This window comes from Aneurinibacillus migulanus (assembly GCF_001274715.1).
Classification (GTDB): Bacteria; Bacillota; Bacilli; order Aneurinibacillales; family Aneurinibacillaceae; genus Aneurinibacillus; species Aneurinibacillus migulanus.
The window spans coordinates 3,614,189-3,640,084 of record NZ_LGUG01000004.1; the positions used below are offsets into that span (position 1 = coordinate 3,614,189).

The following is a 25,896-nucleotide window of genomic DNA, read 5'->3' on the forward strand; positions in this document are numbered from 1 at the left end:
AAACGGCTTTATTGTGAGTTAAACAACTTTATTAACATGAAACATGAACGTAAGGAAGTGTACTTCTTTGATGAATTGGAAGCCTAATCGCGAAAGTCAAATACCCATCTACAAGCAGATTGCTCAGTATCTTGAACAGCGAATCTCTAATGGAGAATATCCCGCAGGAACAACGCTCCCTTCTGAACGCTTGCTTTCAAAAGAATTAGTTGTAAACCGTTCAACAGTCGTAGCAGCCTATGAGGAATTACGTGCTTCCGGTATTGTAGAAAGCTTGAAAGGGAAGGGGACAATCGTAAGCAGAAACATATGGGGTACATCTCGTAAACGGATTCCAAACTGGGAGAAACTGATCGAAACAGGGTCATTCCTACCGAACACCACAATGATGCGCACCATACGAAAAGAAGCATTCGAGCTTGATCTCATCGATTTAGCAAGCGGAGAACTTTCACCCGATTTATCTGCTTCCCAATATTTTCGTAAAATCATGTCCAATGAGAGTTTCGACTACCATGTAGGCTATGATCATCCTCAAGGCAACTTGAAGCTGCGCGAAACGATTGCCTTGCACCTAAAAGAATTTAGAGATATCCATGCATCCCCTTCATCTATATTGATCACTTCTGGAGCACAACAAGCTCTATACCTGATTGTCCAGTGCTTACTTCAACCAGGGGATGCAGTGGCGATTGAGGACCCCTCATATTGCTATTCATTGCGCTTATTTAAATCAGCTGGACTAAGACCCTTCTTGTTACCTGTTGATGATCATGGGATTAATCCAGATGATATCGTACAATTTCATAAGCAGCATCGCATAAAAATGGTATTTCTTAACCCCAATTTTCAAAATCCTAATGGATCGGTACTCGATTTGGAACGTAGAAAAAGGGTCCTGGAAATTTCCTCTTACTATGGGATTCCGATTGTTGAAGATGATCCGTATAGTGTAACTGCATTTGATAAACCTCAAGTTTCAACGCTAAAATCTATGGATCAAAATGGAACCGTTCTCTATGTCAGTTCTCTAAGCAAAATCGTCGCTTCTGGCTTACGAATCGGATGGATTTTTGGCCCCAAAGCTGTAATTGAACGCTTGGCGGATGCAAAACAACAAATCGATTTCGGACATAGCATTATTCCTGAATGGATCGCAAACCAGTTTTTATCGTCCGAGGATTTCTCAGCACATTTGCACAAGCTTCGTGACTCACTTGCATTTAATAGAGACAAAATCGTTTTCTCGTTATATGACCAACTTGATGACCAGGTAGAGTTTCTAATACCTGAGGGTGGCATTCATATCTGGTGTAAAGTGAAGGCAGACATTAACGAACAACAATTATTAAAAGAGGCGATCAAAAGAGGCGTTGTTTACGTACCTGGAAGTGTTTTCGGGACCCAGAAAGGATATGTTCGATTTACATTCGGCCGAATTAAGGAAGAGCATATTTATGAAGCCATTTCTCGCTTTTCAGATTCCTTACATAGTTTCAAAAAAATCAAATGATATCTAATGAGCAAGGGTTGGCCTAAAAGCCGGTTATCCCCCATGCCCATGGGCCTGTGCCAAGAATGTTTGGACAATTCAAATATGCAGAAACAGATAGCTTATGTACAATTGAATACTTTTTTTCAAAAGAGGTGACTATGGTGTACTTTTCATCACAAGGAACGCTCGTTTATGACCCTGTGGCAGGAAGAATAAAAAACAAATGGTGGTTAAATCTTGAATGTCCATTGGATATCATCGAATATTATTCCTACTGGTTGGAAAAAGAAGCAGGAATTATAACCAAAATTCCTCGCTTTGGATCTCATATAAGCGTCATTCGTAGTGAAGAACCACCCGACGCTTATAAACATTTATGGGGGAAATACGACGGAAAAACCTTTACATTTGAATATCATCCAATTCCAAGAGGAACCAATGAACATTGGTGGTTAGATGTTCGCTGTCCTCATATGTCACAGTTGCGAAATGAATTGGGTTTGTCAAGAAAACCACTTAACGGATTTCATCTCACTATCGGTCGAGTTATTGAAAGAAAAAAGATAAAGGAAAGTAAAAATGATGAAATTCAAAAACTGCTCAAGGAATATAAAATGCACATCAACTTTATGGACACTATGCAACGAAACAATTATAAATTTGTAGAAAACTACATCCGATTTCAAAAGAGAAAATACCCTGATTTCTGGGAAGTGGATTGTGTTTCCTTTCTTGAAGATGTTATCGTTCTTCAGAAAAATTTACGAAAGGTAATGAGCTTTGAAATCTGAACCTTAAAAAACTCATCTTTCCTATAATAGACTGGACAGTTTTGTACTATATCAAGGGTGTTGATTATCCAGTACGATCCAGAGTGGATAGCCACCACACCGTGTCCCAAACGGGCGTCGGTTCGTCTCCCGCACGGAAGCGTAGCGGGCCGCTTTTTGCCCTGGCCAGGCGGGACCGCAAAACATCTGGGCAGACACGAAGAGGGAGACAGTTGCTGTCCTTTTTCGTCTGGCCAGGCAATCGCTCGGGAAGGGAGACGAAAGGCCTTGTTTGTGTCCCGTTGCGGTGGTCTCCTCCTCTCTAAATAATCAACACTCTTGGTATCCATAGATGGATAGAAAAGAATGACGCGTACGGCGTGCGTCCCCTTTGTTTTTCTTGTGTGGAGCGTGTGACGCCAAGGACGAAATCGACCGGCAACTGTCTCCCGCTTCGAAAAACCTAGATGTTTTGACGGTCCGGCCTTGGCCACGCAAAGCGGCCGTGCTTCCTCCTTGCGAGAAAAAGACGAGGGAACACGCCGACGCGTGCATCTTCTTTCCTCCACCTTATGGATAATCAACAGGTGTGGTACTATATATATTATGAAGTAGCTAAAGCCTAATTTCTTGATGCTGTAAGCGAAAAAAAATAAAGCAGTTCTTCTAAAATTATCGAAGAACTGCTTTTTACATATATAAAATTATTGGATATAGATAGTTAAATCTACATTTTCTTCCTCTATCTATCAAGTGTAATTTATATAGGTCGCAATCGCAAAAAAAACAGCATTTTTCCGCCACTTTTTTTGCTTTTTTACAGTTTTTTTGCAGGATAAAATTGTAATTCCCCATACTCAAACCTCTTCTCTTAAGCTATAAGACTCTATCAAAAAACAAAATCATACAATTTTTTAGGTATTTACACCTAAATAATTTACATTTATTAACTATATATATATATTTATCTTTTTTAAAATGAAGTTGAAACCTCTCAGTAAAAATTGGCGTATGATTTGCGATAAAATTTCGTTAATTCTATTATTTCTTAATAAAGGTGGTTGATAAAGCAATAGATTTATATGCTTTTACTTTTTCGCGTTCGCTTATTGTTGCGAAACGACTACATTAAACGAGGTGTTACATGAGTCAACTTCCATTACAAACTGAAGACACGGCTGCTCCTGTAACCGAGTCACATCACCTACACCGTGGTTTAAAGGCACGGCACATGACCATGATTGCCATTGGCGGTTCTATTGGAACCGGACTTTTTCTTGCAAGCGGTGCTACTATTAACTCCGCCGGTCCAGGTGGCGCACTAGTGGCATATCTGGCTATCAGTATTATGGTCTATTTTCTAATGACCAGTCTGGGAGAGATGGCTACACTTCTTCCTGTATCCGGTTCATTCAGTACATACGCAACCCGCTTTGTCGATCCAGCCCTTGGCTTTGCGCTCGGATGGAATTATTGGTACAACTGGGCGGTCACGATTGCAGTAGAAATCTCGGCTGGGGCTCTCATTATGAAATTTTGGTTTCCGAATAGTCCCTCCTTATTATGGAGCGTACTATTCCTGGGCATTATGTTCGGGCTGAACTTTCTATCCGTTAAAGGGTATGGGGAAGGCGAATATTGGTTTGCTCTTATTAAAGTAATTTCGATTATCGTCTTTATTGTCCTAGGACTTGCAATGATTGTCGGGATTATGGGCGGTGAAGCGGTCGGATTCAAAAATTTCACGATAGGTGACGCACCTTTTCACGGCGGCTTTATGGCCATTCTGGGTGTATTCATGATCGCCGGCTTTTCATTTCAGGGAACAGAGCTGGTCGGAATTGCGGCCGGAGAAAGCGAAAATCCGAGAAAAACCGTGCCGAAAGCAATTCGTCAGGTTTTCTGGCGTATTCTTCTTTTCTACATTCTTTCTATTATTGTAATTGGTCTGCTTATTCCATACACAGATGATCGTTTGGTTAGCGCTGATATCGAAAACATTGCTGTAAGCCCTTTCACTCTTGTTTTCGAAAAAGCAGGCTTTGCATTTGCCGCAGCGGTCATGAATACTGTCATCCTGACATCCGTGCTTTCTGCGGGAAACTCCGGCATGTATGCCTGTGCTCGGATGCTATGGGTATTGGCGGAAGAAGGAAAAGCACCAAAATTCCTCTCGAAGGTCAACAAACGCGGCATTCCGGCTAACGCGCTATATGTTACCTCTCTTGTAGGGATGCTCGCTTTCTTAAGCTCGCTATTCGGCGACGGCGTAGTGTACATATGGCTGCTTAACGCCAGCGGCATGTCCGGATTCATTGCCTGGGTAGGAATCGCCATTTGTCATTACCGTTTTCGTAAAGCCTATGTAGCTCAGGGATTCGACGTACGCGATTTACCGTACAAAGCAAAATTGTTCCCTTTCGGACCGATTTTTGCGTTCGCTTTATGTATAATCATCATACTCGGACAAAATTATAATGCGTTTCTCGGAGAGACTATCGATTGGAACGGCGTCCTCGTCTCTTATATCGGTCTGCCCCTGTTTTTACTCCTTTGGATAAGCTATAAATTCATCAACAAGACAAAGGTAATCCCTTTGGAAGCTTGTGATTTTAGCCAGGAAAATGGACCATAACGCACAGCAAAAAGAAGCAGGATAGGCTTTTGCCTTTATCCTGCTTCTTTCATCTACGATAATACAGCTACATGAACACGAGCCAGATCAAACCGCAGGCGCACACATACCCCGCGATTACACTTCCGAATAATGAAAACAGTTCGGCGATGTCATCCGTCTTGTTGTGCACGGTTTCCCTCCTCCATGTTCTTTGTCTCTATGAAAAAACTCCTGATAAGAACATATCTTGTCAGGAGTTTTTTTCTGTAAAGTGTAGGGAATATTCATGAATAAAGAAGGCAGCCCCTCCTTTCTATTACTGAAAGTAGGTGTTTACGTAAGAATGGTGTCATTTCCTATGCTGTAAGCATACCAGCATAACATTACAGTTATGTATCAAAAGTTTTTTCGTTTTATGAGCATCTGTTTTTTTCATTATTTCTCTTTCACATGGATGCTTTGACTGGATACGGCTGTCAAATTCTCAGCCGTTATTTTCGCTTTAACTGTGTAGGTACCTTCTTTAGAAAATGCCTTCTCAATCGCATATACACCATTTCCCTTTGGATTGGCTATCACTTCTTCATGATTTTTCTCGTTATGTTTGCTGATTTCGAATATGGCTTCGCTTGCATCCACTTTTTTTGTTCCCTGCATGACTATAGCTTCGATTGTCGCTTTTTCGCCTATATGTACCGCTTCCGGCTCTATTGTCAGCTCGATTTCCAGCGGCATCACATCGGATGCTTTGTCACTCTGTACGGCGCACGCGCCAACAAACATCAGCAAAAAGGCTACGAGAAAGACATATCTTCTTTTTTTTCTCTGCATGTCTCTTCTCCTTTCCACGCTATCTTCATCTCCCTCTACCGGCCTAATCGTTTCTTCTATTTTTCAGACGAACGGAGCAATTCTGCTGCTAATTTTAAAAAGCCCTGTTTTCATTAACCGTTCTATGGTAAAAATAAACAAGTAAGCCAACCTATATTATATGGGAGGAGGAAAAACTTTCTTACTTTACTTATTATACACCGTGGAGGGGACAGCAAGTGAACATTCTTTTTTTCTTAACCGGTTTGCTGTTGGTGTTCATATTAGGATATCTCGCAAGCTACAACCGTAAAGGAATCCGTGTACGACCTATCGTTGCCATGCTGCTAACCCAAATTGTACTGGCCTTCTTATTGTTGAACACTAGAGCGGGTGTGGTCTTAGTCAGCTATGTTGCCAAATTGTTCGCCAAGCTAGTAGAGATCGGTATTCAAGGTGTTGATTTCGTATTTGGTGGTCTTGAAAACGAAGGAATCTCAAACTTTTTCCTTGATGTGTTACTACCGATCATTTTTATCTCCGTGCTTATCGGCATCTTGAACCATCTAAAAATTTTACCACTGATTATCAAGTATGTCGGTCTTGTTATTAGCAAAATCAATGGTATGGGACGACTCGAGAATTATATAGCTGTCTCTTCCGCCATATTAGGACAATCAGAGGTGTTTCTAACAGCTAAACGGGAATTAAATTTTATCTCTAAGAGACGCTTGTACACATTATGTACATCAGCGATGAGCGCGGTCAGCATTGCTATTGTCGGTGCCTATATGACGATGCTGGAACCGCGTTATGTAGTGGTGGCCATTGTACTCAACATCTTATCGGCCTTGATTATCGCCAACATTATCAATCCGTACCGTACCGAGGATGAAGACAATGTACAATTAATTGAAGCTGCGGAAGAAAAGGAAAAGAAACTAACCTTCTTCCAGATGATTAGCGAAAGCATTATGGACGGGTTAAAAATCGCCATTATTGTAGCTGCGATGCTTATCGGCTTTATTGCGCTAATCAATTTAATTAATTATATATTTACGCTCGTTTTCCATATCTCTTTCCAGGATGTATTGGGCTATATTTTTGCCCCGATCGCATTCTTGATGGGCGTACCGGCAAACGAAGCAGTACGAGCCGGTAGCATCATGGCAACAAAGCTTGTAACGAATGAATTCGTCGCCATGCTCAGCTTCAAAGACATCGCTGGACAGCTATCCGAAAGAACGGTAGGTATCGTTTCCGTCTTTCTGGTTAGCTTCGCCAATTTTAGCTCCGTTGGCATTATCACCGGAGCTGTGCGGGCATTACATGAGGAGAAAGGCGATGAAGTGGCTACATTCGGTATGAAGCTGCTGTATGGTTCCACTCTGGCATCCATTCTGTCAGGAACAATTATCGGGCTATTCTTATAAAGACGAAAAACTCCTCGTATCTTTGGGTAAATGCGAGGAGTTTTCATATAAAACAGTAGAAAATCGATTACATCTCTTCTTCGAAGTGCTTCAAATCGTTGTTTTGACCGATGACGATCAGGATATCCCCTTCTTTAATTACATCTGATGGGTCAGGTGCAATATTAAAGCTACGGCCGCTTTTAATAGCTACCACGTTCACGCCGTACCTAGCCCGCACATCCAATTCAATCAGGCTTTTGTTATGCATCTTTTCAGAGATCGCTACCTCAGCAACGCTATAGTCTTCTGCCAGTTCAATGAAATCGAGCACATTGGGCGATATTAAATTATGCGCTACACGAAGACCCATATCACGTTCGGGAAACACTACCCGATCAGCCCCAACCTTGTACAACACCTGTCCATGCCGCTCGTTTTGCGCTTTTACCACGATCCGCTTCACGCCCATTTCCTTGAGAATTAACGTGGTCAGAATGCTAGCCTGAATATCGGCACCGATAGCTACAACGACAACATCAAAATTTCGAATACCAATCTCCTTTAGCGCCTGCTCATCGGTTGAATCCGCCTGCACGGCATGGGTGACGATCTCGATGCTATCTTGCACACGCTCCGTATTCTCATCGATCGCCATAACATCATAGCCTAAAGAATAAAGCTGCTCGGCCAGGCTGGAACCGAAACGCCCCAGCCCGATTACCGCAAAAGACTTGTTTTCCATCTTATTAAACCCCTTCAGTAGCTTCTTGTTGATACTTCTGTTTACTTTCAATACTTTCTATAAAGAGCAAGTCTTATTCATAAAAAAAGCAGCCGAGATCATTCGGCTGCCCGAAAAGCAAGTGAATGCTATGAAAAAATAATGCCTCCATCGATAAGCACAGACTGACCCGTCATATAATCTGAATCAGCAGATGCAAGATAAGATACGAAGCTAGCCACATCTTCCGGCTTTTCCACACGGCCAAGCGTAATGGACTCCGCATATTTTTTAAGCGCTTCTCCTCTTTGCATATTCATATACTCACCCATTTTTTCATCAATCAAATCCCACATTTCCGTTCCTACAATCCCAGGACAGTATGAATTAACGGTAATACCGAACTGCGCCAGCTCCTGAGCCGCCGACTGCGTGAGACCGACGACGGCAAATTTGGTAGCTGAATAGGCGCCAAGAAGACTAAAGCCTTTATGAGCGGCAATGCTGGCCGCATTAATAATCTTACCTCTTTTCTGCTTCTTCATCTGTTCGGCAGCAGCCTGCAAACAATACAGAACACCAAAAACATTTATACGAAAAATTCTTTCAAGATCTTGTTCTGCTACTTCCAGCAGCGGTTTTACTTGTGCGATTCCCGCATTTGCAATCATTACATCAAGCTGGCCGAATTGTTCTACCACTTCGTTCACCATAGCAAACACTTCGTCTCTTTTACTTACGTCTGCCTGAATCGGAAAACTTCTCTTGCCCAGCACTTTGATCTCATCGGCCACTTTACGTGCATTCTCTATATCCAGATCATTGATGACGACATCAAACCCGTCACGGGCCAGACGCAGAGCAATAGCTCTTCCTATTCCCCGGCCCGCCCCGGTAACGGCGGCAATTCTTGCTTCATTATTCATTCTATATCTCCTCCTTGTTCTGGTTTCATGTACTATAAATTCGCAAAAACCATACCAAAGAAAATATACATAAATGAAGGGAAAAGCACGGAATAAGTGAGACAAACTGAGACGAAATGGGATACTGCTCCCATTTCGTCTCAGTGTCTCACCCTTTGTTACTCAACAAAAGCCGCCCCTGAAATCAGGTGCGGCTTTCCCTATCGTCCCTCTATATACGCCTTATACCTTTACCATCACATTGGCTTCGACCGTAACCTTTACATTGCCATGAATGGCTTTGGAGATCATGCACGCTTTTTCGGCGCGTTCAGCGAGAACGGCTACTGTGTGCAATTGCTCTTCCGTCGCGTCATTCTCTAACACAATAGCCGGACGATGAATGATTTTATCGAAACACGGTTTATTTCCTTCGACCGTCACGACTCCTTCGGATTCCAGTGTAATATCTACCGGAATAATGCCCCGGTTCTCCAATACAGCGGCCAGCGTTATCAAATAGCACGTCGCCGCCGCCCCTACCAGCATCTCATCTGGATTTGTGCCTATACCAGGACCGTTCATTTCCGGGGGGACCGAAACGGTAGATACAAGATTTCCGACAGAAATCTGTCCCTCGCCAAAAAGTCCTCCCTTCCACTGTGCAGTTAAATGAAAGTGATGTTCAGCCATCTTCTTTCTTCCTCTCTTTATGTATATACATCTGATTTGATACATAGACAAATTCTTGTGGTAAGAGGTAAGAAAAGAAGGAAGGGCGGGAGCGGTTGGAAAAAGACACGTTGGCCTTTCTTCTGCTGGAGCGCAGGGCGCATCCACCTTCTTCTTTCTCTCACTCTCCCACCTCCAACCACGCTACCCTGTCAAACTATCAAGTGTAATTTATATAGAATAGCACCTAAGGTTTCGTTTACTAGAATGTTACATTCCACATATCTGTCAGAATCCCTTCTTAAAATCTAAAATGCTTATATTTCATTACTGGCAGCAGCAAAAGCGGCCAGAGCCCGATCCATCTCATCACGCGTATGAACAGCAGACAACGTAACCCGAATACGGCTTGTGCCTTCTGGTACGGTCGGAGGACGAATCGCCGGTGCAAACACACCATGTCCTTCCAAGCACCGAGATACTTCAACTGCCCGTTTCGCTTCTCCGATAACAACCGCAAGAATTGGTGTAGTGCCCTCAATGAGCCTATAGCCGAGTTTACGCAATCCTGTACGCATATATTCCGCATTAGCCATCACACGTTGCCGATATACAGGTTCTGTCTGAATGATTTCGACTGCCTTAAGAGCCGCGCCGATGACGCCGGGTGACAGCGATGTTTGGAAGATAAATGGCCGTGCGTAGTTTCGCAAATACTGGATAACGTTCGCTGATGCCGCTACGTAACCCCCTTCCGTTCCAATGGATTTGCTGAGTGTTCCCATGGCTAGATGCACACCATCGCTTACGCCGAAATACTCAGCTGTACCTGCTCCTGTCTCGCCAAGTATGCCGGTCGCATGCGCATCATCGACCATAACCCACGCTCCATATACGCTTGCTAGCTGAGTAATCTCTGGTAGCGGCGCAATATTGCCGTCCATACTGAACACTCCATCGGTGACGATTAGCTTTTTGCCTTCAGGAGCCGCGTTGCACAGCTTCAATTCCAGATCCCGCATATCAGCATGGCGGTAAATAACCGTACGGGCTCTACTCATACGGCAGCCGTCAATGATACTAGCATGATTGAGTTCATCGCTAAAAATTGTATCCCCTGACATCATCAAGGCGGAAATCGTTCCTAGATTTGCCAGATAACCACTACTGAAAAGAATAGCATCTTCTTTTCCTTTCCATGCAGCGAGAACACTTTCTAGCCGTTCATGCAAGGATAGATTTCCTGTTGTCAGGCGGGAGCCCCCGCTGCCTGTGCCGTACGCTTCGATAGCTTGAATGGCCGCCTGTCTTACCCGCTCATCCCGTGCCAGTCCGAGATAATTATTAGAAGAAAATATGTTGATTTCATTATTCTCCTCCACAGTTCGCATGTGGCGCAGCAACCCTTTTTCTTTTTTCGTTTCAAGCGCTAAGCAAAGGGAGGCTTCAAACTCATCCATCTCTTGTCCTCCTTATCCAATCCAGACCAGACTACGCTCCAGATATTCAACATAACCAGAGATCGAGGTTCCCGGGCTAACGAAAAAGACTCGCCCACCGGATAAATCTCCCTCTTCCTTTAGATGTGTAATACGACAATATCCTTTTGTCATGCTTGCGACATAGCCGGTAACATAGTCAGGATCGTCTGACCAGCATAACTCTGCTACTGTTCCTTGGGCATGGACAACTTTCGTAGCCAACGCTAACGCTTCTGCAATTCGCGGAGAATCGAACTGCGGATGTCGACGTATCCAGCTCGCATATTGTTCTTGGTCCCAATCCATGCGAGAGACCCGAACACCTCTATCACCGCGCGTATCCAGTCGCTCACCACTTTGGCTGTCCAGTAGGATTGCTCCTCTTATGTTCTGCGCGGAACTGAGTATATTAAATGCATTCATAATTGCGGTTTCCGATACAGATAATTCCCGCAACTGAGTAACAGCCTTCTGTCTACCTGCTCTATAATCGCTCACCTTATATGTAGAAACGGTAAGAGGAGACAGTACCGAACAATTCGACGCATCCACTCTCTCAATGACGAGATTGATGAAATCGGCCGTGCCGCGGCTATGATGCAGCGCCTTATCGAGCAAACGACCAACCAGTGTCTCTATTTCTTCTTCTACTCCGAGCTTTTCGCCGCCGGAAATGTGAAGTCCTCCTTCTTCATGCGCACCACCCTGTGCAGCACGCATACGCAAGCTATAAAGACGTTCGGTTGACATAATGACTTGCTCCTTCCTTGCTCTTTACATGATTTTTGTCAAGCGATAAGACCGGCTAGTAACGCAATGGTCGTTATCTCTCTTGTTTTATCTTATTTCCTCGTTCCAAAATGTTAACTAAATTTAAATTAAAGTTTACATTTATTTTGTATTTAATCATGGAATGTAAACTTGGGTCAATCCTTTTTCTCCACAAAAAAGCCCCCTTAGAAAATTCAAGGGGGCTGTCTTAATTAGCTTTGGGGAATTTTTGCTCTGTACGCCTCATACGTTGCCTGGCCTAGCTGACGTATGAGGTCATCTGTTTGTTCACACCACTTGCCGTTCTGTTTCCATTGCACAAAATTATTTGCTGCAAGAGCCATAGGTTCTTCAACCATATCATCGCACACCACATAGGCCCCACCCATTTCTCTTGCGATAATTCGCACGTGGATAATAGATTTTTTCTCCGCATATCGTGATGGTTCATATCTAACATACAGCAAAAGCTCTCCTGCCTCGTATTCGTATTCCTCTTCTGCAAATAATCCGTCCTCTGATCCGGCGGAGCGCACACCTTCGATGTTGTACCTATAGGCATTTGCCAGCACGCGATACACTCGCTGATAGCTAAGACGATCTCCATTGACAGCTTCTTGTTCCAGTGCCCGTTCTTCATCGAATGCCTTATCTTTTTGTCCAAATAGTTTTTTGAATAGATCCATATGGTTCCTCTCGCGTTTTCTTCTGAATTTCGCCAGACCACGAGTTTGCCTGTACCGTCCTTTTTAGTATAAAAGGTTTAAAGAATAACATCAAATTACAATAGAATTATGTTTACCAAAAAAGTCATATTACGATCATCCACGCCGCTTATCACTCAGAAATCACAATAGGGAAGAACCGTTTGAATGTATGTACATGCTTTTATACACGGAGGTAAGAATAAAAAAAGTCAGAAGCATTATGATGCCTCTGACTTTTGGTTCCCTGTATACGTATATAATAAACAGGCTTACAGTTTTACAACATTTGCAGCTTGCGGTCCGCGGTTGCCTTCAGTGATGTCAAACTGTACGCGCTGTCCTTCTTCCAATGTTTTGAAGCCTTCACCTGTGATGGCACTGAAATGAACGAATACATCGTCGCCGCCTTCAACTTGGATAAAGCCGAAACCTTTTTCTGAATTAAACCATTTTACTGTACCTGTAGTCATGTATAGACCTCCAAAAAAATTACTCTAATATGCGGGTTTCTTTACTGTATAAAATAAAAAATTCGCATATTATCACGGATTGTAGTGTTGAAAATATAATCCCTGATAACACGCGAATTATATGTTCTTGCTGCACTCAATTTATTATGTCCTCATCATAGCACACGTGTTTATCAATTGCAAATATATTTTCATCCATTGCTATATGCATCTGATTTGATACATCGACAAATTCTTGTGGTGAGAGGGAAGAAAAGAAGGAAGGGCGGTGGGTGGGAGCGGTTGGAAAAAGACATACTAGCTTTTCTTCTGCTGAAGCGCAGGGCGCATCCACCCTCTTCTTTTTCTGAATCGCCTCCTTCCAACCACGCTACCCTGTCAAAATATCAAGTGTAATTTATATAATTAACGAGTTGATGATTGCCTTACTTCCTGCCGTAAGGTACCTAACCTCTTCTCCGAATTCCACGGTTCTTCCACAAAACTCGTGGCCCATTGCAAGTGGAGGCTTTCGCCAACTAAAAAGCCCTGTCGATTATGACAGGGACTCTTCTCTACATACTAAACTTTCATCAGGGCTTTTTCTGAGCCGCATAAACATCTTGCATTGACTATGACGTTCTTGTGCATTAATCAGATAAGGACTGTGGATTATTGCTACTTCCCGTCCAATCAGTTAACTCACTAATTACCTTCCAGAGTGCAGGGTAAAACTCGTGTCGAACTCCCTTCTGTAAAGCCTGGGCTGGCACTCCTTTCAAACTGTTTGTCTCCAGCCCGATTATACGCTTTACAAGTTGCAGATGATGGTAGCGAAAATTCTGGAAACTCTCATCGAATTGGATAAGCTCTTGCATCAAAAGAAACAAAGCATAGTGCTCTTGAGGCTTCTGATGAAGTTGCAGTAAAGTAAGCTGTCTTTTCTTCAGAAGAAGCTCAAACGGTCCCCAAAGCGTAGGGCCTTCTTCTATTATTTTGTTAAAACCGGGAGAATCCTGTCCGCTTCCTCTTCCCAACGCTAGACGTATCGTATGATAATCGATCGGATTAATTACCGTTACCATGACAAATATCTCAGGTAAATGCTTTAAATGAAGGTTGATCCGTCTAAGTTGACTTGTCGCAGCAGTTATGTCGTCGGCTATCATGCACTTTTTTCCGATATGCAGATAATGAATGATGAGCTTAAAATGAAGTTCAGCAATTTGATGAATCATTTGGAAGGTGAGTTCATCTTCACATGCCAACTGATCGTTTGATTTTTGTAGTCCCAACAATTCCTTGGTCCTAATATACTTTTCATAGTCTGTCATCGGTTTCTCCATGTCAACTTCCCCCCTCTCGTTTTTCTCCTCTTTATCACAACGATCGTAGTACTGCACGAACCGGACTTCCGTCGGCTTCCATTATCGGGAGGGGAAGTGCAATCAATTCGTAATCCCCCGGTATGACATGATCGAGTAAAACCCCTTCAAGAATATGAATATCATAGGATTGAAGCGCATGATGTGCCGCTAATTCTTTGCTCTCTAATGGATCTACTGACGGAACGTCGACACCAATTAACCTGACTCCTTTTCCTGCAAGAAAGGGAGCCGCATCAGGTCGTAAGTAAGTAATCTTCGTCGGAAACCAATGAGCAGCAGTCCACGAACTCGTGCGCAGAAGCAAGCGCTGCAAACCTTCCAGCTCAAACTCAGCCAAATCTGCTGCACCGACGCTCTCTTTGCCTGATACATCAATGACTCGTGTTAACCCGACATACAAGTTCAAATCCAGCTCCAGAACCTTACGGCCTTCGTTGTCAAAATGAAACGGAGCATCTATATGGGTACCCGTGTGAGTACTCATCGTGAGCCTTCCCACATTGACTGAGCCACTTTGTTCTTTTGTCCAACATACCTCATAAGAAAAAGGCGTATAACCAGGCCAAGTCGGCGTACCGGTCTCTAATCGACGCGAAATGTCGATCAGGGTCACAAGCATTCTCCTCTCCTATGATAGACTGTACCGCTAAGCAATGACATCGCGTTTATTTTCAAATTTTTCATGCTGTTTTTCTACCATAATCCGTTTTAACTTCTGCACGGCATCCCACACATCCAGAAAAGAAGTATAAAGTGCCACTGGAGCCAGACGAATAAGGTTCGGGGCACGAAAATCAGGAACAACCCCATTCTCCTTCAGCGCTCTGCAAATCCGGGCTGCCTCCTTGTGCTCTAGGCTTACATGCCCACCGCGTCGATAATCTTCCCTCGGATTACCGATAGCAAATCCCATTCCTTGTACTTCATGCTTGATTAAATCCATCATATATTGAGTAAGTTCTAGCGATTTTCTTCTTACATTGTTTATACCGGCTTCTTTAAACATTTCCAGCGAGCCCAGCAAAGGCGCCATACTAAAAACATGCGGAGTTGCCATCTGCAAAGAGCCAGCATTTTCCGCAGGCGTAAAATCAAGCTCCAGATCAAACTGTCTATCTTTTCGTGATCCGAACCATCCGGCCATACCAGGCAAACGATTAAAATGCTTACGATTCACATACAAGGCTCCCGCCCCTCCAGGTCCACTGTTTAAATACTTATAGGTACACCAAAACGCGAAATCTACATCCCACTGATGGAAAAAATGCGGAACCGCTCCTGCGGAATGGCATGCATCAAAGCCGACAAGAATTCCACGCCTATGCGCTTCAGCAGTCAACCGCTCAACGTCCAGCAACTGGCCGCTACGATACAGGATGGTCGGGAGGATAATCAGCGCAATTTCATCAGTCATCAAATCGATTACGTCTTCTTCTTGGATAAACCGACCATCCCGGCTCTTCGCCAAAATCAGATGTTCATGAGGATTATATCCCCGTAACCGTAACTGGCTCTCCAGGGCATAAATATCTGAAGGAAAAGTCAGTTCATCTGCAAGAATTTTTGTTCGCTTTCCTTTCGGTTGGTAAAAGGTCGCTACTAACTGATGGAGATTGACTGTCGTTGACGCAGTAACAATCACTTCATCGGGCTGTGCACCTACCAATGGGGCAAGCATTTCTCCTAGCTTTTCCGTTAAGTAAAACCATGGCTGTTCGCCTTGCAGCCATCCGTCAATCGCATGCATTTTCCAATCGTCCAACGTCTTTAGTAATGCTTGCTCTGCTCTTCTGGACAACAAGCCTAAAGAATTGCCATCAAGATAAATCAGGTTGCCATGTACATAAAACTCTTCACGATAATGGTAAAGCTGGTCTTCTTGGTCAAGACAACGGGCAAAATCCGCAGACGGATCGAAAGAACTGTAGACCATAAGTAGCCTCCATGCTCGAACAATAATAAAAAGAACACATTACTGTATAATATTCATTTCTTTATAACCACATACCAGGTGATGAAGCTACTATCTCATTTCCATTCCTGTTCTTCGTAACTTTACATCATAGACGACATTAATTTGAGCTTCCGGAAAATCTTTATCCCAGTCGATATCTTTCCATATATCATAGTGAAAGGCCTTCAGCTGACGTCCGAATCCTAAAACATCGCTTTTATATTTTTTCTGTACTTTTTCAATCATCTTCTGCGCCCGTTTCTCATATTCTTTTGCTACTCTATCCTGAAGTTTCCGGACGGTTGACTGTTTGCTGAAATCAGCAGGAAACATGGATTCAATTACATCTCCCTCCATCTTCAGCCGAACAGTCACCGCTACCTTTTGCTCTTTCCTAGAAAAATGGTAGATACGCTTCATTACGCGCGGATGGAAGGTGACCATATGATCTTTCTTCTCGTCCAACGAAAATGTAATGTTTCCTCCGTATTTGTCCTGCGCCACCTCCGCCGCATATTGCTAATTTGCTCCGATCATAAAGCGGCGAATGATTAAGTCATCACTTTCTCCGAGAATCGAACGAATCGCCGTAAGATTTTCTTCCAGATCACTACTTATCTTTTGTATGATTTCATTTGCTTTTTTATCTTCCCACTCTTTCAGGAATTTCTGTTTGCGAAATTTTTTGGCTCGGATTGCTTTACGGAAGCTGCGTTTCATGACATCACCTGAATTCCTCTGGAGAGGATTTGGTATATATTTACTCATCTGATATCATTTGCATAGAAAATAGGATTTATGCACCGGTACCACTACGGCTGATGTGAAGGTATACTTTCTACTTTATTAGCTGATTATATGTTTGATGTTAACTGATTAGGAGGACTTACCAGTATGAAAGCTGTAACGTACCAAGGAGCAAATACCATAGAGGTTAAAGAAATAGAGGACGCAAGAATCGAAAAAAATGACGATGTTATCGTACGAATAACCTCCACTGCGATCTGCGGTTCAGATTTACATTTATATCAAGGGAATATGCCGTTGCCTAAAGGATATATTATTGGCCACGAACCAATGGGTATTGTAGAGGAGGTTGGACCTGAAGTTACAAAAGTAAAAAAGGGTGATCGTGTTGTTATTCCTTTTAATGTTGCCTGCGGACATTGCTTTTATTGCCAGCATAAGATGGAAAGCCAATGTGATCATTCCAATCCTCATTATGATTCAGGAGGGTACTTTGGTTATACAGAAAAATTCGGGAACCATCCGGGTGGTCAGGCGGAATACTTAAAAGTGCCTTTTGGGAACTTCACCCCTTTTGTCATTCCGGAATCATGCGAACTAGAAGATGAATCTCTGCTCTTTTTATCTGATGTCCTGCCTACTGCTTATTGGAGTGTCGACTATGCTGGGGTAAAATCCGGGGATACCGTTATTGTGCTCGGCTCTGGTCCAGTTGGATTGATGGCTCAAAAATTCGCCTGGATGAAAGGCGCAAAACGTGTGATCGCTATTGATTACCTGGGCTATCGACTACATCATGCAAAAAAAATGAACAATGTCGAGGTATTTGATTTTACCGAATACGATGATATAGGTGAACACCTGAAAGAAATTACTCACGGCGGTGCAGATGTTGTCATCGATTGTGTGGGTATGGACGGAAAAAAGTCACCCCTCGAATTTATTGAACAAAAATTAAAACTGCAAGGTGGAACGCTTGGACCTATACAAATTGCTACAAAAGCAGTTAGGAAGTTTGGAACGGTTCAAATTACTGGTGTGTATGGCGGAAACTATAACAATTTTCCACTAGGTGCATTTTTCGCAAGGAATATCGTTCTTAAAATGGGACAAGCACCTGTCATTCATTATATGTCTGACCTTTTTCAAAAAATCATGAACAAGGAATTTGATCCAAAAGAAATCATTACACATAAAATGTCCCTTACAGATGCTAGTCACGCGTATAAAATCTTTAACGACCGTGAAGATGGTTGTATTAAGGTAGTTTTAAAACCCTGAAGAACAATATAAACAAACAAGGCATAGACGCTCTATGCCTTGTTCAGTACGTGCTTAAAAACTCTCATACAGACACAACCTTACCAACAACTCTTACATTTGTGTGATTTTTTCTTCTTATAACAGTAGCATTCACACCACTCATCGTAATCATGCTTTTTAAAGCAATCATAATCGTCATCATGTTTTTTGTCGTAATCGTAGTCATCTTTTTTATGGCAATCATAAGGCTTTCTTTGATACCAATCGTAATAACCCATTATTCCCCCTCCTTTCTTACACCGTTCACCAGTCTCTTTTACTGAAAAGGAATGGTTGTCCTATATACTACTCATTCTCCTTCTCAAGTGCTTGGACGAGCATCCTTCACTTTTCAATTTGGGTTAAAAAATTCTTTGCAACTGGATTTCACTACATAAAGAAAGGAGGTCTAAAAAAGCAGCTAACCTCGTCAAAAATCAGGTTAGCTGCTTTAAATCTCCCGTTAACCGTGAGCTTAATTTACACAGGAATTTCCCCTATTATTTTAATAACCCTACATCCGAGCCGAACCGATAAGTCCACATATTTATATTATCATCCATCCTGTCGGTTGCAGGGGAATGGGAGAAACCATAATAAGCTGTAGTACATAACACCATCAGGAATATAACCACCAGCATAGCAAACAATGCATCCTTAGAAAAAATCATTTCTTTTAGTTGTTCAATTTTCTTTCTCATTTTATATTGCTTTAAATAAATAACATTACGTGTAGAAATCATTTATAATCCCTCGCTTTTTATCTGACGTTCATCTCTACTTTATAACTTGGTAACGCTTTTAATTTTGAACAAATGGTTAATTTTCCCTCAACCTGTACAAAATCGAGTATAAAAATAATGAAGCAGTTCTCTCGAATGCACCGAGGAGCTGCTTCACTCATGTTTTAAAAAGGAACCATCAAACCGTTTAGAGCCAGATTCAAAATCAACTGATGAATTTCTTTTTCATCTAAATAAAGTTCTGGACATTCCTCCAACTCCAATGAAACATACTTGTCAGTGAGCAAGGCTTCTGCCTGAATGAGCGGAAACAGCGCTTCTACAATATCATTCAGTTGTTGTAATGTCTTATCATTCGCCTTTTTTCTGGCTAAATTAAGAAATTCAGTAATAATAGAGTTAGCTCTATCCAGCTCTGTCATTATTAAATCAACATATTGTAAAGATAAATTTCTTTCCATCTATCTCCATAATTTCTCTTGATAACAATCCTTCACGTATCTCACCAAGCTTGGTTACATAGCGAATCTTAGCATTACGAACCGATGCCAGCTTATCATAATCAGAGATTTGATACATCGACAAATTCTTGTGGTGAGAGGGAAGAAAAGAAGGAAGGGCGGTGGGAAAAAGACACTTTGGCCTTTCTTCTGCTAGAGCGCAGGGCGTATCCAACCTCTTCTTTTTCTGAATCACCTACTTCCAACCACGCTACCCTGTCAAAATATCAAATGTAATTTATATAAAACACAATAACGCAAAAACAATGCAGCCTTATATACATCACGACGTACGTACCAGTTTTTGATTATATGCTACACTTCATCCCATAATTTTTCAATATATAATTTTGATAATTCTGATCAATATTAAAAATTCAGTTAATATATCCTTCCTGGTTGACGAACAGCACGTGTTACATATACGACGTACCGTTGGGTCATTTAAAAAACAATACGTCTTGACTCTAACCTAAGGGAAGCCTTTAAGCTAAGGAAAGAAAGGAGTGAGTCTAGTGCTCTACACGGTAAAAGAGATTGCGGCACTATCGAACGTAACAATAAAGACTCTGCATCACTATCACAAAATTGGGCTTTTACTGCCATGTGAGATAAGCGAAGCGGGATACCGTTTGTATGGAATGAAAGAACTTGAACGTTTGCAACAAATTTTATTTTATAGAGAACTTGATTTTCCTCTGGAAAAAATCAAGCAACTGCTTGAAGACCAACCGGAGCGATTATCGATTTTGTCCAACCAGAAGGAGCTCCTCCTTGCCCGTAAGCAAAGATTGGACCGCTTAATTCAGACACTGAACGAATCGATCGATTGTACTATGAAAGGAGAAGTTATGGATAAAACAGAAATGTTCAAAGGATTTGACAGCGAAAAAGAATGGATGGAAGCACTGGCTGAGCAAGATCAATATTTGGAAGCAACATATGATTATAGTTTACTCGAAAGCAACACGATTAATGTTGAAGCCATGAATGAACAAGCTAGCGAAGCAAAGCATTTTATGGACAGTATGATAAGTGCTCTTAAAACCGGAGTAAGATTTGATAACAAGATCGTGCGGGAACTGATTAATGAGCATATAAATTTCTTGAATCATAATGGACATCCCACAAGTGCAATGGATTTTGTGGCACAAGCACGATTTTTCTTAGATGATGACTTTCATCGCAATATGTTGGAGTCACAACAGATTGGTCTTGCTTACTATCTTTTTACCGCCGCGGAATCATTCGCAACCAAATAAATCGTTTGCTAAAGATATATCTTTTCATCCAACTACCTTATTAAAAGCTCTCAAAAGAACCATTACCAGATCTCCTGGTTAATGGTTCTTTTTTTACCATGCCGTTGATTAACGTACATTGTTCACCTTATGCATGCCCGAACGGTTCTGATCCTTAATTTTATCGAGAGCTTCTTTTATTTTCTTTCTATCAATTTCCCGTGAGATACTTAGAGTAACTCCTATACCAATTAAAGTCACCAATAGTGATGAACCCCCATAACTGATAAAGGGAAGCGGGACACCTGTAAGAGGAATAGCACCGGTTACTCCTCCGATGTTGATAAAAGCTTGAATAAAAATCATACTGGCGACACCGCATCCAACCAATTTTGAAAACAAATCGTCTGAGTGAATTCCTATAAAAATCATTCTCCAAAGTAAACACAGGAAAGTAATAATAAAAAACAAGACACCTATAAAGCCAAATTCTTCTCCAATAATAGCAAAGATAAAATCAGTATGAACCTCAGGGAGATACAGATATTTTTCTATACTCTTTCCAAGCCCAGTTCCGGTAAGTGCCCCATGAGCCAGTGCGCTGAAGGACTGGGTAAGCTGGTATCCCCAGTGAAGTCCTCCCATTCCATCATCCCAGGGATCTAGGAAAACTAATATACGCTGCAAACGATATTGCGATGAAAACGTGTAAATCACACTAAATGCAAGTAAAGGCACCCCCAATACTAAAAGATATTTCAGACGTGCCCCACCAACATAAATGACAACCCCTGCAGTAAGCGCGAGTATTGCTGCTGAACCAAAATCAGGTTGAATCGCAATCGTAAGGAAAAACAGGACAACTACTACAACCGCAGGAATAAATCCTGTTTTTAATTCCCAGAACGCTTTCCCTTTCTTTGCAATAATGCCAGCCAAATAAATAATAAGAGCGATTTTTGCAAACTCTGCAGGTTGAATTTGCAGAGGGCCAAAATCAAGCCAGCTTCTTGCTCCATTCCTCTTTGCTCCTATTCCTGGAATTAATACAATGACAAGCAAAAAATAAGCGGAAGAAAGAATATGAAAGAAATGCTTTTTATAAAACGTAAATGGGATGTTCATAGTAACAAGCATAACAAAAATGCCAAGCAATACACGTACCATATGCTTTTTTGCATAGTATGCAGCATCGTTATATGTATTAATCGCTTCAATCGAACTTGCGCTATAAACCATAACCATACCAAACCCTAACAAACCAAACGTTAAAAACAAAAGTAAAAAATCAGGCCTTCCTCTCCTTTGCATATGAAGAATCTCCTTTATCAACCTACAGACATATATTTTCTGACCTAGTAATTATATAAATTACATTTGATAGTTTGACAAGGTAGCGTGGTTGGAAGGAGGCGATTCAGAAAAAGAAGAGGTTGGATGCGCCCGGCGCTCCAGCAGAAGAAAGGCAAACGTGTCTTTTTCCGACCGCTCCCGTCCACCGCCCCTCCTTCTGTTCTTACCTCTCACCACAAGAATTTGTCGATGTATCAAATCAGATATATATAGTAATATAAAGGTAGATCATACCATATTTTAGCAGTTAATAAAAGAGAATGCTGTAATGATATGTAAAAGCAACATACCTTGAATAGGAAGAAAGGCTTTTAGGAACAGACTAAATTTCTCTTTTAGCCTCCGTTTACATATATTCATCCCAACGAAAAAGATAGATTTATAAAGTTTATTTGAATTGTTGGGCTCCATGCAAACATGATAGTATAAATATATATACTTACAAAAATAGAGGTGATGTCATGAGAGCACTTGTTCACGCGGAGAAAACAGGATTCGACGGACTCATGTATCGTGAGATAACAGACATACAACCCAAGGCAGGAGAAGTAAGAGTAAAACTAAAAACAGCAGGCTTAAATCACCGGGATTTATTCGTCTTAACCCGTCATAAACCATCTGATCCTCCGCTAATCATCGGCTCAGATGGCGCTGGTGTCATCGAAGCCGTCGGTGAAGGTGTAACAGGTGTCCATGTCGGGGATGAAGTAGTAATCAACCCGGGCCTCGGCTGGAAGGAAAAAAGCGACGCACCTCCTAAAGGCTTTGAAATTCTTGGCCTTCCCGATCATGGAACGTTTGCAGAACAAATTGTCTTGCCGGCTGATAATGTTGAACCGAAACCTCAGTATTTAACATGGGAGGAAGCAGGCGTGTTCTCGCTAGCGGCACTCACCGCCTACCGTGCATTGTTTACAAGAGCTCACTTACAGGCAGGTCAGACAGTGCTTATCCCCGGTATTGGAAGCGGTGTAGCCACATTTTTATTGCAATTTGCAAAAGCAGCCGGAGCGGCGGTCTATGTAACTTCTCGTTCAGACGCGAAATGCAGACGAGCACTGGGACTAGGGGCTGACAAAGCAATTGATAGTAATGAAGATTGGAATGACTTGCTCGACGGAGAAAAAGTAGACATTGTAATCGAAAGCGTTGGTGCCGCTACGTTCAACAAGTCGCTCGCGCAATTGCGGCCTGGTGGAACGATTGTTACATTTGGTGCATCGGCCGGGGACGAGATTCGAATCAATATCCGCGAGTTCTTCTACGGCCAATACAACCTGCTCGGTTCAACCATGGGAAGTGCCGAAGAGTATAGAGATATGCTCCGGTTTATTGAAATACACCAAATCAAGCCTGTATTGGATCAGATGTATCCATTGCATGAATTCGAAAAAGCCTTTAACCGGATGGAAGAAGCCGCCCAATTTGGGAAAATCGGTTTTATTATTGAAAAATAATGACCCAAACTGGAGATCTGTGAACTTCCGATCATTTCTTGTTTTTAAACAAAACAAGCGTAGGACAACCCTATCTGTCCCGCGCTTGCTTTGTTTTATTTGTACCATAGACAAAATCGCACGGAAAGGATTGAATAATTCGTCCATTGGCAATAAAATGTAAAGCGATAAAGAGAAAGGAACATCGTGCTAATGTCTAAAGCTGACAATATGCTTTCTATTCTGTGGCTACTGAAGACAAGAAAACGGATGACCGCTAAACAACTGGCAGAAGAATTAGAGATTAGCATTCGGACTGTTTATCGATATATTGATGCATTATGTGCTAGCGGAGTTCCTATTATATCTGACTCAGGGCACAACGGTGGTTATAGTTTACTCCATCAATTTACCGAAACTCCACTTATTTTTGATTTGGAAGAACAAAAAGCGCTCATGCATGCAGCAATATTCGCGCAAGAAGCGGGCTATCCTTTCGGTGATACATTACATAAAGCGATTAATAAATTAAAATTGTATACAAATCAACATCAGTTAGCTGAAATCAATCGTCATGTCATAGGATTCGATGTTATTATTCCACCATCTGATTCTTCATTGAAAAACGTCCTGCAAGAGCTAGAAGTGTCAGTAGCGAATGGATATACCCTCTTCATCGAGTACTATAAAGGAAAAGAGGTGCCTTCTACAGCTCGCCACATTGACCCTTACGGACTCGTTTATTGGAAAGGCAAATGGTATACTGTCGCCTATTGCCATCTCCGCCGTGAAATTCGAAGCTTTCGTGCGGATCGCATCCGCTCTATGTCCCGTACGACGGCTCTATTTCAACGACCATTAGAATTCTCTGCCCGTCGATTCTTTCTCAAAAATATTTTACCCGATGCAGACAACAGGGAACAACTAACCTCCCTTCGTATTCGCGGAAAGCAACGGGCGATTGCGGATATGTGTGAGCATTGGCTATTAGGTCACGGCCTAGTGGAACGTTCAATGGATGAAGCACATTTCAAACTCGACGAACAAGCCATCTTATTTTATGTACCGTATCTCCTTCTTTCATACGGAAAATCAATTCAAGTACTGGAGCCTCTTGTCCTAAAGGAAAAAATGATAACCATCACTTCAGAACTGCTGAATTATTATCAAACGTTCTGATTTCACTGACCATAACTGTCAGCTAAGTTCAGTTATGATATGTTCATATCGATTATTATGAGGAGAGATTCTGGATGAAACATAACGCATTACAACTATATGATTATCATGTATGGGCAAATGAAAGAGTGTTCCAACATCTAAAGGAGCTGCCGGAAGAAACGGGACGTACGGAAATCGTAAGCGTTTTTCCCTCTATACATAGTGCTCTTATTCACATGTTTGTCGTGGATACTGTTTGGTTATGCACCATATCCGGTGATAGCTTTGAAAAGGTGCGGACGTCGACAGCACATTTGTCAGAAGAGCTAAAAAATAAAAGCATTGAAGAAATGGAGCAACTGTTCTCTGATTTATCTACCCGTTACCAGACGTTCTTCCGTAATCAGCAGGATATGGATACCATCTCTTCTTACCATCATCCTCACTTCGGAACACTTACGGTCCGTTATTCAGATATCATACAGCATGTCGTAAACCACGGTACATATCACCGGGGAAATATCACAGCTATGTTGCAGCAATTAGGCTACTCCGGAACTCCGACTGATTACGTTTTTTATTTATATTCTATTACCTGTTGATCATCCATAGAGTGGAAGGAAAAAGGGATACGCGTCGGCGTATTCCCTCATCTTTTTTCTCACAAGGAAGGGACACGATCGCTTTGTAACGCCAAAGCCGGACCAGAAAAACACTGAGACACAAACAGCGCTTTTCGTCTCCCTTCCCATTATTTTTCTTATACTATACGCACCGATTACACTAGCCTTGAGCATAGTCATACAAAGCTTTCTCACTACCATGATAAAAAAAACGAAGTAAAGTCGGTAAATCCCGAATAAAAATACTCATATGGATAGTCGCTTCCTTAACAATATATTGATAGGAAAGAGCAGGATTCCGTAGCGGATTTACACACTCATACACGTGCAAGCGTCTGCTGCTCTTCTCTGCTCCTTGCAATGCATAAGAAAAGTTACATGGGATATAACCGTTTAACAATAATTCATCTTCTCCTTCCTGCGCCAAACAAATCCACTCTACTTCTTTTTCTCGTATCTTACCGTCCAATTCGTATTCCAGTCCCTTTCTTTTTTCCACGGTACCTGCTTCCATCATCTTGCTCTCCCTTCCGAAATAAATGTATAAAACCGGATCAGGCAGGCGACGTACCTCGCTTTCAAGAAACAAAAAACAACGCCCCCTTACCCCGCGAGAGATAAGAAGGCGTTATATC

General features: G+C 42.1%; 33 protein-coding genes and 1 pseudogene. 12 read left to right on the forward strand and 22 right to left on the reverse strand.

What is annotated here, in order from left to right; genetic code table 11:
* Positions 1-70: 70 nt before the first annotated feature.
* Positions 71-1,513, forward strand: coding sequence for a MocR-like pyridoxine biosynthesis transcription factor PdxR (gene pdxR / locus AF333_RS19070; protein ID WP_043063349.1), 1,443 nt, complete (start codon positions 71-73; stop codon positions 1,511-1,513).
* A 134-nt stretch (positions 1,514-1,647) separates the two neighbouring features.
* Complete coding sequence (locus tag AF333_RS19075; protein ID WP_235496629.1) at positions 1,648-2,286, forward strand: hypothetical protein; 639 nt, start codon at positions 1,648-1,650, stop codon at positions 2,284-2,286.
* Between the two features lie 51 nt (positions 2,287-2,337).
* Here AF333_RS19075 and AF333_RS35780 read toward each other — a convergent pair whose 3' ends face one another.
* Positions 2,338-2,484: a hypothetical protein gene (locus AF333_RS35780; protein WP_235496640.1), complete on the reverse strand. Its 147-nt coding sequence runs from the start codon at positions 2,482-2,484 to the stop codon at positions 2,338-2,340.
* A 111-nt stretch (positions 2,485-2,595) separates the two neighbouring features.
* Positions 2,596-2,820 (reverse strand): hypothetical protein, encoded by a 225-nt coding sequence (locus AF333_RS35785; RefSeq protein WP_139189024.1) that lies wholly within the window; start codon positions 2,818-2,820, stop codon positions 2,596-2,598.
* Positions 2,821-3,409: 589 nt separating this feature from the next.
* Here AF333_RS35785 and AF333_RS19080 point away from each other — a divergent pair.
* Positions 3,410-4,900, forward strand: a complete 1,491-nt coding sequence (locus tag AF333_RS19080) for an amino acid permease (RefSeq protein WP_043063351.1) — start codon at positions 3,410-3,412, stop codon at positions 4,898-4,900.
* Between the two features lie 417 nt (positions 4,901-5,317).
* Here the strand turns inward: AF333_RS19080 and AF333_RS19085 are convergent, their stop codons facing one another.
* Entirely contained in the window at positions 5,318-5,713 is a 396-nt protein-coding gene (locus tag AF333_RS19085) for a FixH family protein (protein ID WP_052811667.1), read from the reverse strand.
* 218 nt (positions 5,714-5,931) lie between these two features.
* Between AF333_RS19085 and AF333_RS19090 the strand changes: the two genes are divergently transcribed.
* On the forward strand, positions 5,932-7,125 hold the full coding sequence (locus tag AF333_RS19090; RefSeq protein ID WP_043063352.1) for a NupC/NupG family nucleoside CNT transporter: 1,194 nt from the start codon (positions 5,932-5,934) through the stop codon (positions 7,123-7,125).
* Between the two features lie 67 nt (positions 7,126-7,192).
* Here the strand turns inward: AF333_RS19090 and AF333_RS19095 are convergent, their stop codons facing one another.
* From AF333_RS19095 to AF333_RS19105, 3 genes are all read right to left on the reverse strand, one after another.
* On the reverse strand, positions 7,193-7,849 hold the full coding sequence (locus AF333_RS19095) for a potassium channel family protein (RefSeq protein ID WP_043063353.1): 657 nt from the start codon (positions 7,847-7,849) through the stop codon (positions 7,193-7,195).
* Positions 7,850-7,977: 128 nt separating this feature from the next.
* Positions 7,978-8,754 carry an acetoin reductase gene (locus tag AF333_RS19100; protein WP_043063354.1) on the reverse strand — a complete coding sequence of 259 codons (777 nt, stop codon included), beginning with the start codon at positions 8,752-8,754 and terminating at the stop codon, positions 7,978-7,980.
* A 222-nt stretch (positions 8,755-8,976) separates the two neighbouring features.
* On the reverse strand, positions 8,977-9,426 hold the full coding sequence (locus AF333_RS19105; RefSeq protein WP_043063355.1) for an SACOL1771 family peroxiredoxin: 450 nt from the start codon (positions 9,424-9,426) through the stop codon (positions 8,977-8,979).
* A gap of 36 nt (positions 9,427-9,462) precedes the next feature.
* Here AF333_RS19105 and AF333_RS35790 point away from each other — a divergent pair, with 36 nt between their 5' ends.
* Positions 9,463-9,717, forward strand: a complete 255-nt coding sequence (locus AF333_RS35790; RefSeq protein ID WP_235496646.1) for a hypothetical protein — start codon at positions 9,463-9,465, stop codon at positions 9,715-9,717.
* Between the two features lie 5 nt (positions 9,718-9,722).
* Here AF333_RS35790 and bioF read toward each other — a convergent pair whose 3' ends face one another.
* The 4 genes from bioF to AF333_RS19125 all read right to left on the reverse strand — a co-directional run bounded on the left by bioF (position 9,723) and on the right by AF333_RS19125 (position 12,834).
* Positions 9,723-10,865: an 8-amino-7-oxononanoate synthase gene (gene bioF / locus AF333_RS19110; RefSeq protein ID WP_043063356.1), complete on the reverse strand. Its 1,143-nt coding sequence runs from the start codon at positions 10,863-10,865 to the stop codon at positions 9,723-9,725.
* Between the two features lie 12 nt (positions 10,866-10,877).
* Complete coding sequence (gene bioW, locus AF333_RS19115) at positions 10,878-11,636, reverse strand: 6-carboxyhexanoate--CoA ligase (protein ID WP_043063357.1); 759 nt, start codon at positions 11,634-11,636, stop codon at positions 10,878-10,880.
* 233 nt (positions 11,637-11,869) lie between these two features.
* Positions 11,870-12,343 (reverse strand): hypothetical protein, encoded by a 474-nt coding sequence (locus tag AF333_RS19120; RefSeq protein WP_043063358.1) that lies wholly within the window; start codon positions 12,341-12,343, stop codon positions 11,870-11,872.
* Between the two features lie 290 nt (positions 12,344-12,633).
* Positions 12,634-12,834, reverse strand: coding sequence for a cold-shock protein (locus AF333_RS19125; protein ID WP_043063359.1), 201 nt, complete (start codon positions 12,832-12,834; stop codon positions 12,634-12,636).
* A gap of 216 nt (positions 12,835-13,050) precedes the next feature.
* On the opposite strand from AF333_RS19125, the gene AF333_RS35795 reads away from it, so the two are divergent.
* The gene (locus AF333_RS35795; protein WP_235496649.1) at positions 13,051-13,230 is read left to right on the forward strand and encodes a hypothetical protein; all 180 of its coding nucleotides are present in this window, start codon (positions 13,051-13,053) and stop codon (positions 13,228-13,230) included.
* A gap of 1 nt (position 13,231) precedes the next feature.
* Here the strand turns inward: AF333_RS35795 and AF333_RS37570 are convergent.
* From AF333_RS37570 to AF333_RS19155, 6 genes and pseudogenes are all read right to left on the reverse strand, one after another.
* Positions 13,232-13,339: pseudogene (locus AF333_RS37570) on the reverse strand (galactitol-1-phosphate 5-dehydrogenase); the annotation flags it as partial.
* Positions 13,340-13,463: 124 nt separating this feature from the next.
* A complete protein-coding gene (locus AF333_RS19135) occupies positions 13,464-14,216 on the reverse strand; it encodes a tryptophan 2,3-dioxygenase family protein (protein WP_255322292.1) in 753 nt (250 codons plus the stop codon).
* On the reverse strand, positions 14,194-14,820 hold the full coding sequence (kynB, locus tag AF333_RS19140; RefSeq protein ID WP_043063362.1) for an arylformamidase: 627 nt from the start codon (positions 14,818-14,820) through the stop codon (positions 14,194-14,196). The genes AF333_RS19135 and kynB overlap by 23 nt, the downstream gene beginning before the upstream one ends.
* A gap of 27 nt (positions 14,821-14,847) precedes the next feature.
* The gene (kynU, locus tag AF333_RS19145) at positions 14,848-16,134 is read right to left on the reverse strand and encodes a kynureninase (protein WP_043063363.1); all 1,287 of its coding nucleotides are present in this window, start codon (positions 16,132-16,134) and stop codon (positions 14,848-14,850) included.
* Positions 16,135-16,224: 90 nt separating this feature from the next.
* Positions 16,225-16,659 carry a Ger(x)C family spore germination C-terminal domain-containing protein gene (locus AF333_RS19150; protein WP_043063364.1) on the reverse strand — a complete coding sequence of 145 codons (435 nt, stop codon included), beginning with the start codon at positions 16,657-16,659 and terminating at the stop codon, positions 16,225-16,227.
* Positions 16,660-16,674: 15 nt separating this feature from the next.
* The gene (locus AF333_RS19155; protein ID WP_235496653.1) at positions 16,675-16,923 is read right to left on the reverse strand and encodes a hypothetical protein; all 249 of its coding nucleotides are present in this window, start codon (positions 16,921-16,923) and stop codon (positions 16,675-16,677) included.
* A gap of 126 nt (positions 16,924-17,049) precedes the next feature.
* On the opposite strand from AF333_RS19155, the gene AF333_RS19160 reads away from it, so the two are divergent.
* Positions 17,050-18,183: a zinc-dependent alcohol dehydrogenase gene (locus tag AF333_RS19160; protein ID WP_043063366.1), complete on the forward strand. Its 1,134-nt coding sequence runs from the start codon at positions 17,050-17,052 to the stop codon at positions 18,181-18,183.
* An 80-nt stretch (positions 18,184-18,263) separates the two neighbouring features.
* On the opposite strand, the gene AF333_RS19165 is transcribed toward AF333_RS19160, so the two are convergent.
* The 3 genes from AF333_RS19165 to AF333_RS19175 form a co-directional block, all read right to left on the reverse strand.
* On the reverse strand, positions 18,264-18,443 hold the full coding sequence (locus tag AF333_RS19165) for a hypothetical protein (RefSeq protein ID WP_043063367.1): 180 nt from the start codon (positions 18,441-18,443) through the stop codon (positions 18,264-18,266).
* Between the two features lie 261 nt (positions 18,444-18,704).
* Positions 18,705-18,947 carry a hypothetical protein gene (locus AF333_RS19170; protein ID WP_043063368.1) on the reverse strand — a complete coding sequence of 81 codons (243 nt, stop codon included), beginning with the start codon at positions 18,945-18,947 and terminating at the stop codon, positions 18,705-18,707.
* A gap of 164 nt (positions 18,948-19,111) precedes the next feature.
* The gene (locus AF333_RS19175; RefSeq protein WP_043063369.1) at positions 19,112-19,408 is read right to left on the reverse strand and encodes a hypothetical protein; all 297 of its coding nucleotides are present in this window, start codon (positions 19,406-19,408) and stop codon (positions 19,112-19,114) included.
* Positions 19,409-19,492: 84 nt separating this feature from the next.
* Here AF333_RS19175 and AF333_RS35800 point away from each other — a divergent pair, with 84 nt between their 5' ends.
* Together AF333_RS35800 and AF333_RS19180 are read left to right on the forward strand one after the other, a co-directional pair.
* Positions 19,493-19,684, forward strand: a complete 192-nt coding sequence (locus tag AF333_RS35800; protein ID WP_235496656.1) for a hypothetical protein — start codon at positions 19,493-19,495, stop codon at positions 19,682-19,684.
* A 278-nt stretch (positions 19,685-19,962) separates the two neighbouring features.
* Complete coding sequence (locus tag AF333_RS19180) at positions 19,963-20,709, forward strand: MerR family transcriptional regulator (RefSeq protein ID WP_043063370.1); 747 nt, start codon at positions 19,963-19,965, stop codon at positions 20,707-20,709.
* 108 nt (positions 20,710-20,817) lie between these two features.
* On the opposite strand, the gene ftsW is transcribed toward AF333_RS19180, so the two are convergent.
* Both ftsW and AF333_RS35805 read right to left on the reverse strand, forming a co-directional pair.
* Positions 20,818-21,999, reverse strand: a complete 1,182-nt coding sequence (gene ftsW, locus AF333_RS19185; RefSeq protein ID WP_043063371.1) for a putative lipid II flippase FtsW — start codon at positions 21,997-21,999, stop codon at positions 20,818-20,820.
* 60 nt (positions 22,000-22,059) lie between these two features.
* The gene (locus AF333_RS35805) at positions 22,060-22,239 is read right to left on the reverse strand and encodes a hypothetical protein (protein WP_235496659.1); all 180 of its coding nucleotides are present in this window, start codon (positions 22,237-22,239) and stop codon (positions 22,060-22,062) included.
* Positions 22,240-22,502: 263 nt separating this feature from the next.
* Between AF333_RS35805 and AF333_RS19190 the strand changes: the two genes are divergently transcribed.
* From AF333_RS19190 to AF333_RS19200, 3 genes are all read left to right on the forward strand, one after another.
* Positions 22,503-23,498 carry a zinc-binding dehydrogenase gene (locus AF333_RS19190; RefSeq protein ID WP_043063372.1) on the forward strand — a complete coding sequence of 332 codons (996 nt, stop codon included), beginning with the start codon at positions 22,503-22,505 and terminating at the stop codon, positions 23,496-23,498.
* Between the two features lie 192 nt (positions 23,499-23,690).
* Positions 23,691-24,656, forward strand: coding sequence for a helix-turn-helix transcriptional regulator (locus tag AF333_RS19195; protein WP_043063373.1), 966 nt, complete (start codon positions 23,691-23,693; stop codon positions 24,654-24,656).
* A gap of 74 nt (positions 24,657-24,730) precedes the next feature.
* Positions 24,731-25,240 (forward strand): DinB family protein, encoded by a 510-nt coding sequence (locus AF333_RS19200; protein ID WP_043063374.1) that lies wholly within the window; start codon positions 24,731-24,733, stop codon positions 25,238-25,240.
* Between the two features lie 181 nt (positions 25,241-25,421).
* Here the strand turns inward: AF333_RS19200 and AF333_RS19205 are convergent, their stop codons facing one another.
* Positions 25,422-25,850: a hypothetical protein gene (locus AF333_RS19205; RefSeq protein WP_043063375.1), complete on the reverse strand. Its 429-nt coding sequence runs from the start codon at positions 25,848-25,850 to the stop codon at positions 25,422-25,424.
* Positions 25,851-25,896: the final 46 nt, after the last annotated feature.

Coding starts and splice junctions, on each gene's coding strand:
- AF333_RS35785 (WP_139189024.1), bottom strand. CDS start 2,820: ATGCACGCGTCGGCGTGTTCCCTCGTCTTTTTCTCGCAAGGAGGAAGC.
- kynB (WP_043063362.1), bottom strand. CDS start 14,820: ATGCTTGTGACCCTGATCGACATTTCGCGTCGATTAGAGACCGGTACG.
- pdxR (WP_043063349.1), top strand. CDS start 71: ATGAATTGGAAGCCTAATCGCGAAAGTCAAATACCCATCTACAAGCAG.
- AF333_RS19175 (WP_043063369.1), bottom strand. CDS start 19,408: ATGGAAAGAAATTTATCTTTACAATATGTTGATTTAATAATGACAGAG.
- AF333_RS19080 (WP_043063351.1), top strand. CDS start 3,410: ATGAGTCAACTTCCATTACAAACTGAAGACACGGCTGCTCCTGTAACC.
- AF333_RS19100 (WP_043063354.1), bottom strand. CDS start 8,754: ATGAATAATGAAGCAAGAATTGCCGCCGTTACCGGGGCGGGCCGGGGA.
- AF333_RS35800 (WP_235496656.1), top strand. CDS start 19,493: ATGCCAGCTTATCATAATCAGAGATTTGATACATCGACAAATTCTTGT.
- AF333_RS19105 (WP_043063355.1), bottom strand. CDS start 9,426: ATGGCTGAACATCACTTTCATTTAACTGCACAGTGGAAGGGAGGACTT.
- AF333_RS19200 (WP_043063374.1), top strand. CDS start 24,731: ATGAAACATAACGCATTACAACTATATGATTATCATGTATGGGCAAAT.
- AF333_RS19095 (WP_043063353.1), bottom strand. CDS start 7,849: ATGGAAAACAAGTCTTTTGCGGTAATCGGGCTGGGGCGTTTCGGTTCC.
- bioF (WP_043063356.1), bottom strand. CDS start 10,865: ATGGATGAGTTTGAAGCCTCCCTTTGCTTAGCGCTTGAAACGAAAAAA.
- AF333_RS19085 (WP_052811667.1), bottom strand. CDS start 5,713: ATGCAGAGAAAAAAAAGAAGATATGTCTTTCTCGTAGCCTTTTTGCTG.
- AF333_RS19125 (WP_043063359.1), bottom strand. CDS start 12,834: ATGACTACAGGTACAGTAAAATGGTTTAATTCAGAAAAAGGTTTCGGC.
- AF333_RS19155 (WP_235496653.1), bottom strand. CDS start 16,923: ATGAGTAAATATATACCAAATCCTCTCCAGAGGAATTCAGGTGATGTC.
- AF333_RS19160 (WP_043063366.1), top strand. CDS start 17,050: ATGAAAGCTGTAACGTACCAAGGAGCAAATACCATAGAGGTTAAAGAA.
- AF333_RS19120 (WP_043063358.1), bottom strand. CDS start 12,343: ATGGATCTATTCAAAAAACTATTTGGACAAAAAGATAAGGCATTCGAT.
- ftsW (WP_043063371.1), bottom strand. CDS start 21,999: ATGCAAAGGAGAGGAAGGCCTGATTTTTTACTTTTGTTTTTAACGTTT.
- AF333_RS19195 (WP_043063373.1), top strand. CDS start 23,691: ATGTCTAAAGCTGACAATATGCTTTCTATTCTGTGGCTACTGAAGACA.
- AF333_RS19190 (WP_043063372.1), top strand. CDS start 22,503: ATGAGAGCACTTGTTCACGCGGAGAAAACAGGATTCGACGGACTCATG.
- AF333_RS19165 (WP_043063367.1), bottom strand. CDS start 18,443: ATGGGTTATTACGATTGGTATCAAAGAAAGCCTTATGATTGCCATAAA.
- kynU (WP_043063363.1), bottom strand. CDS start 16,134: ATGGTCTACAGTTCTTTCGATCCGTCTGCGGATTTTGCCCGTTGTCTT.
- AF333_RS19170 (WP_043063368.1), bottom strand. CDS start 18,947: ATGATTTCTACACGTAATGTTATTTATTTAAAGCAATATAAAATGAGA.
- bioW (WP_043063357.1), bottom strand. CDS start 11,636: ATGTCAACCGAACGTCTTTATAGCTTGCGTATGCGTGCTGCACAGGGT.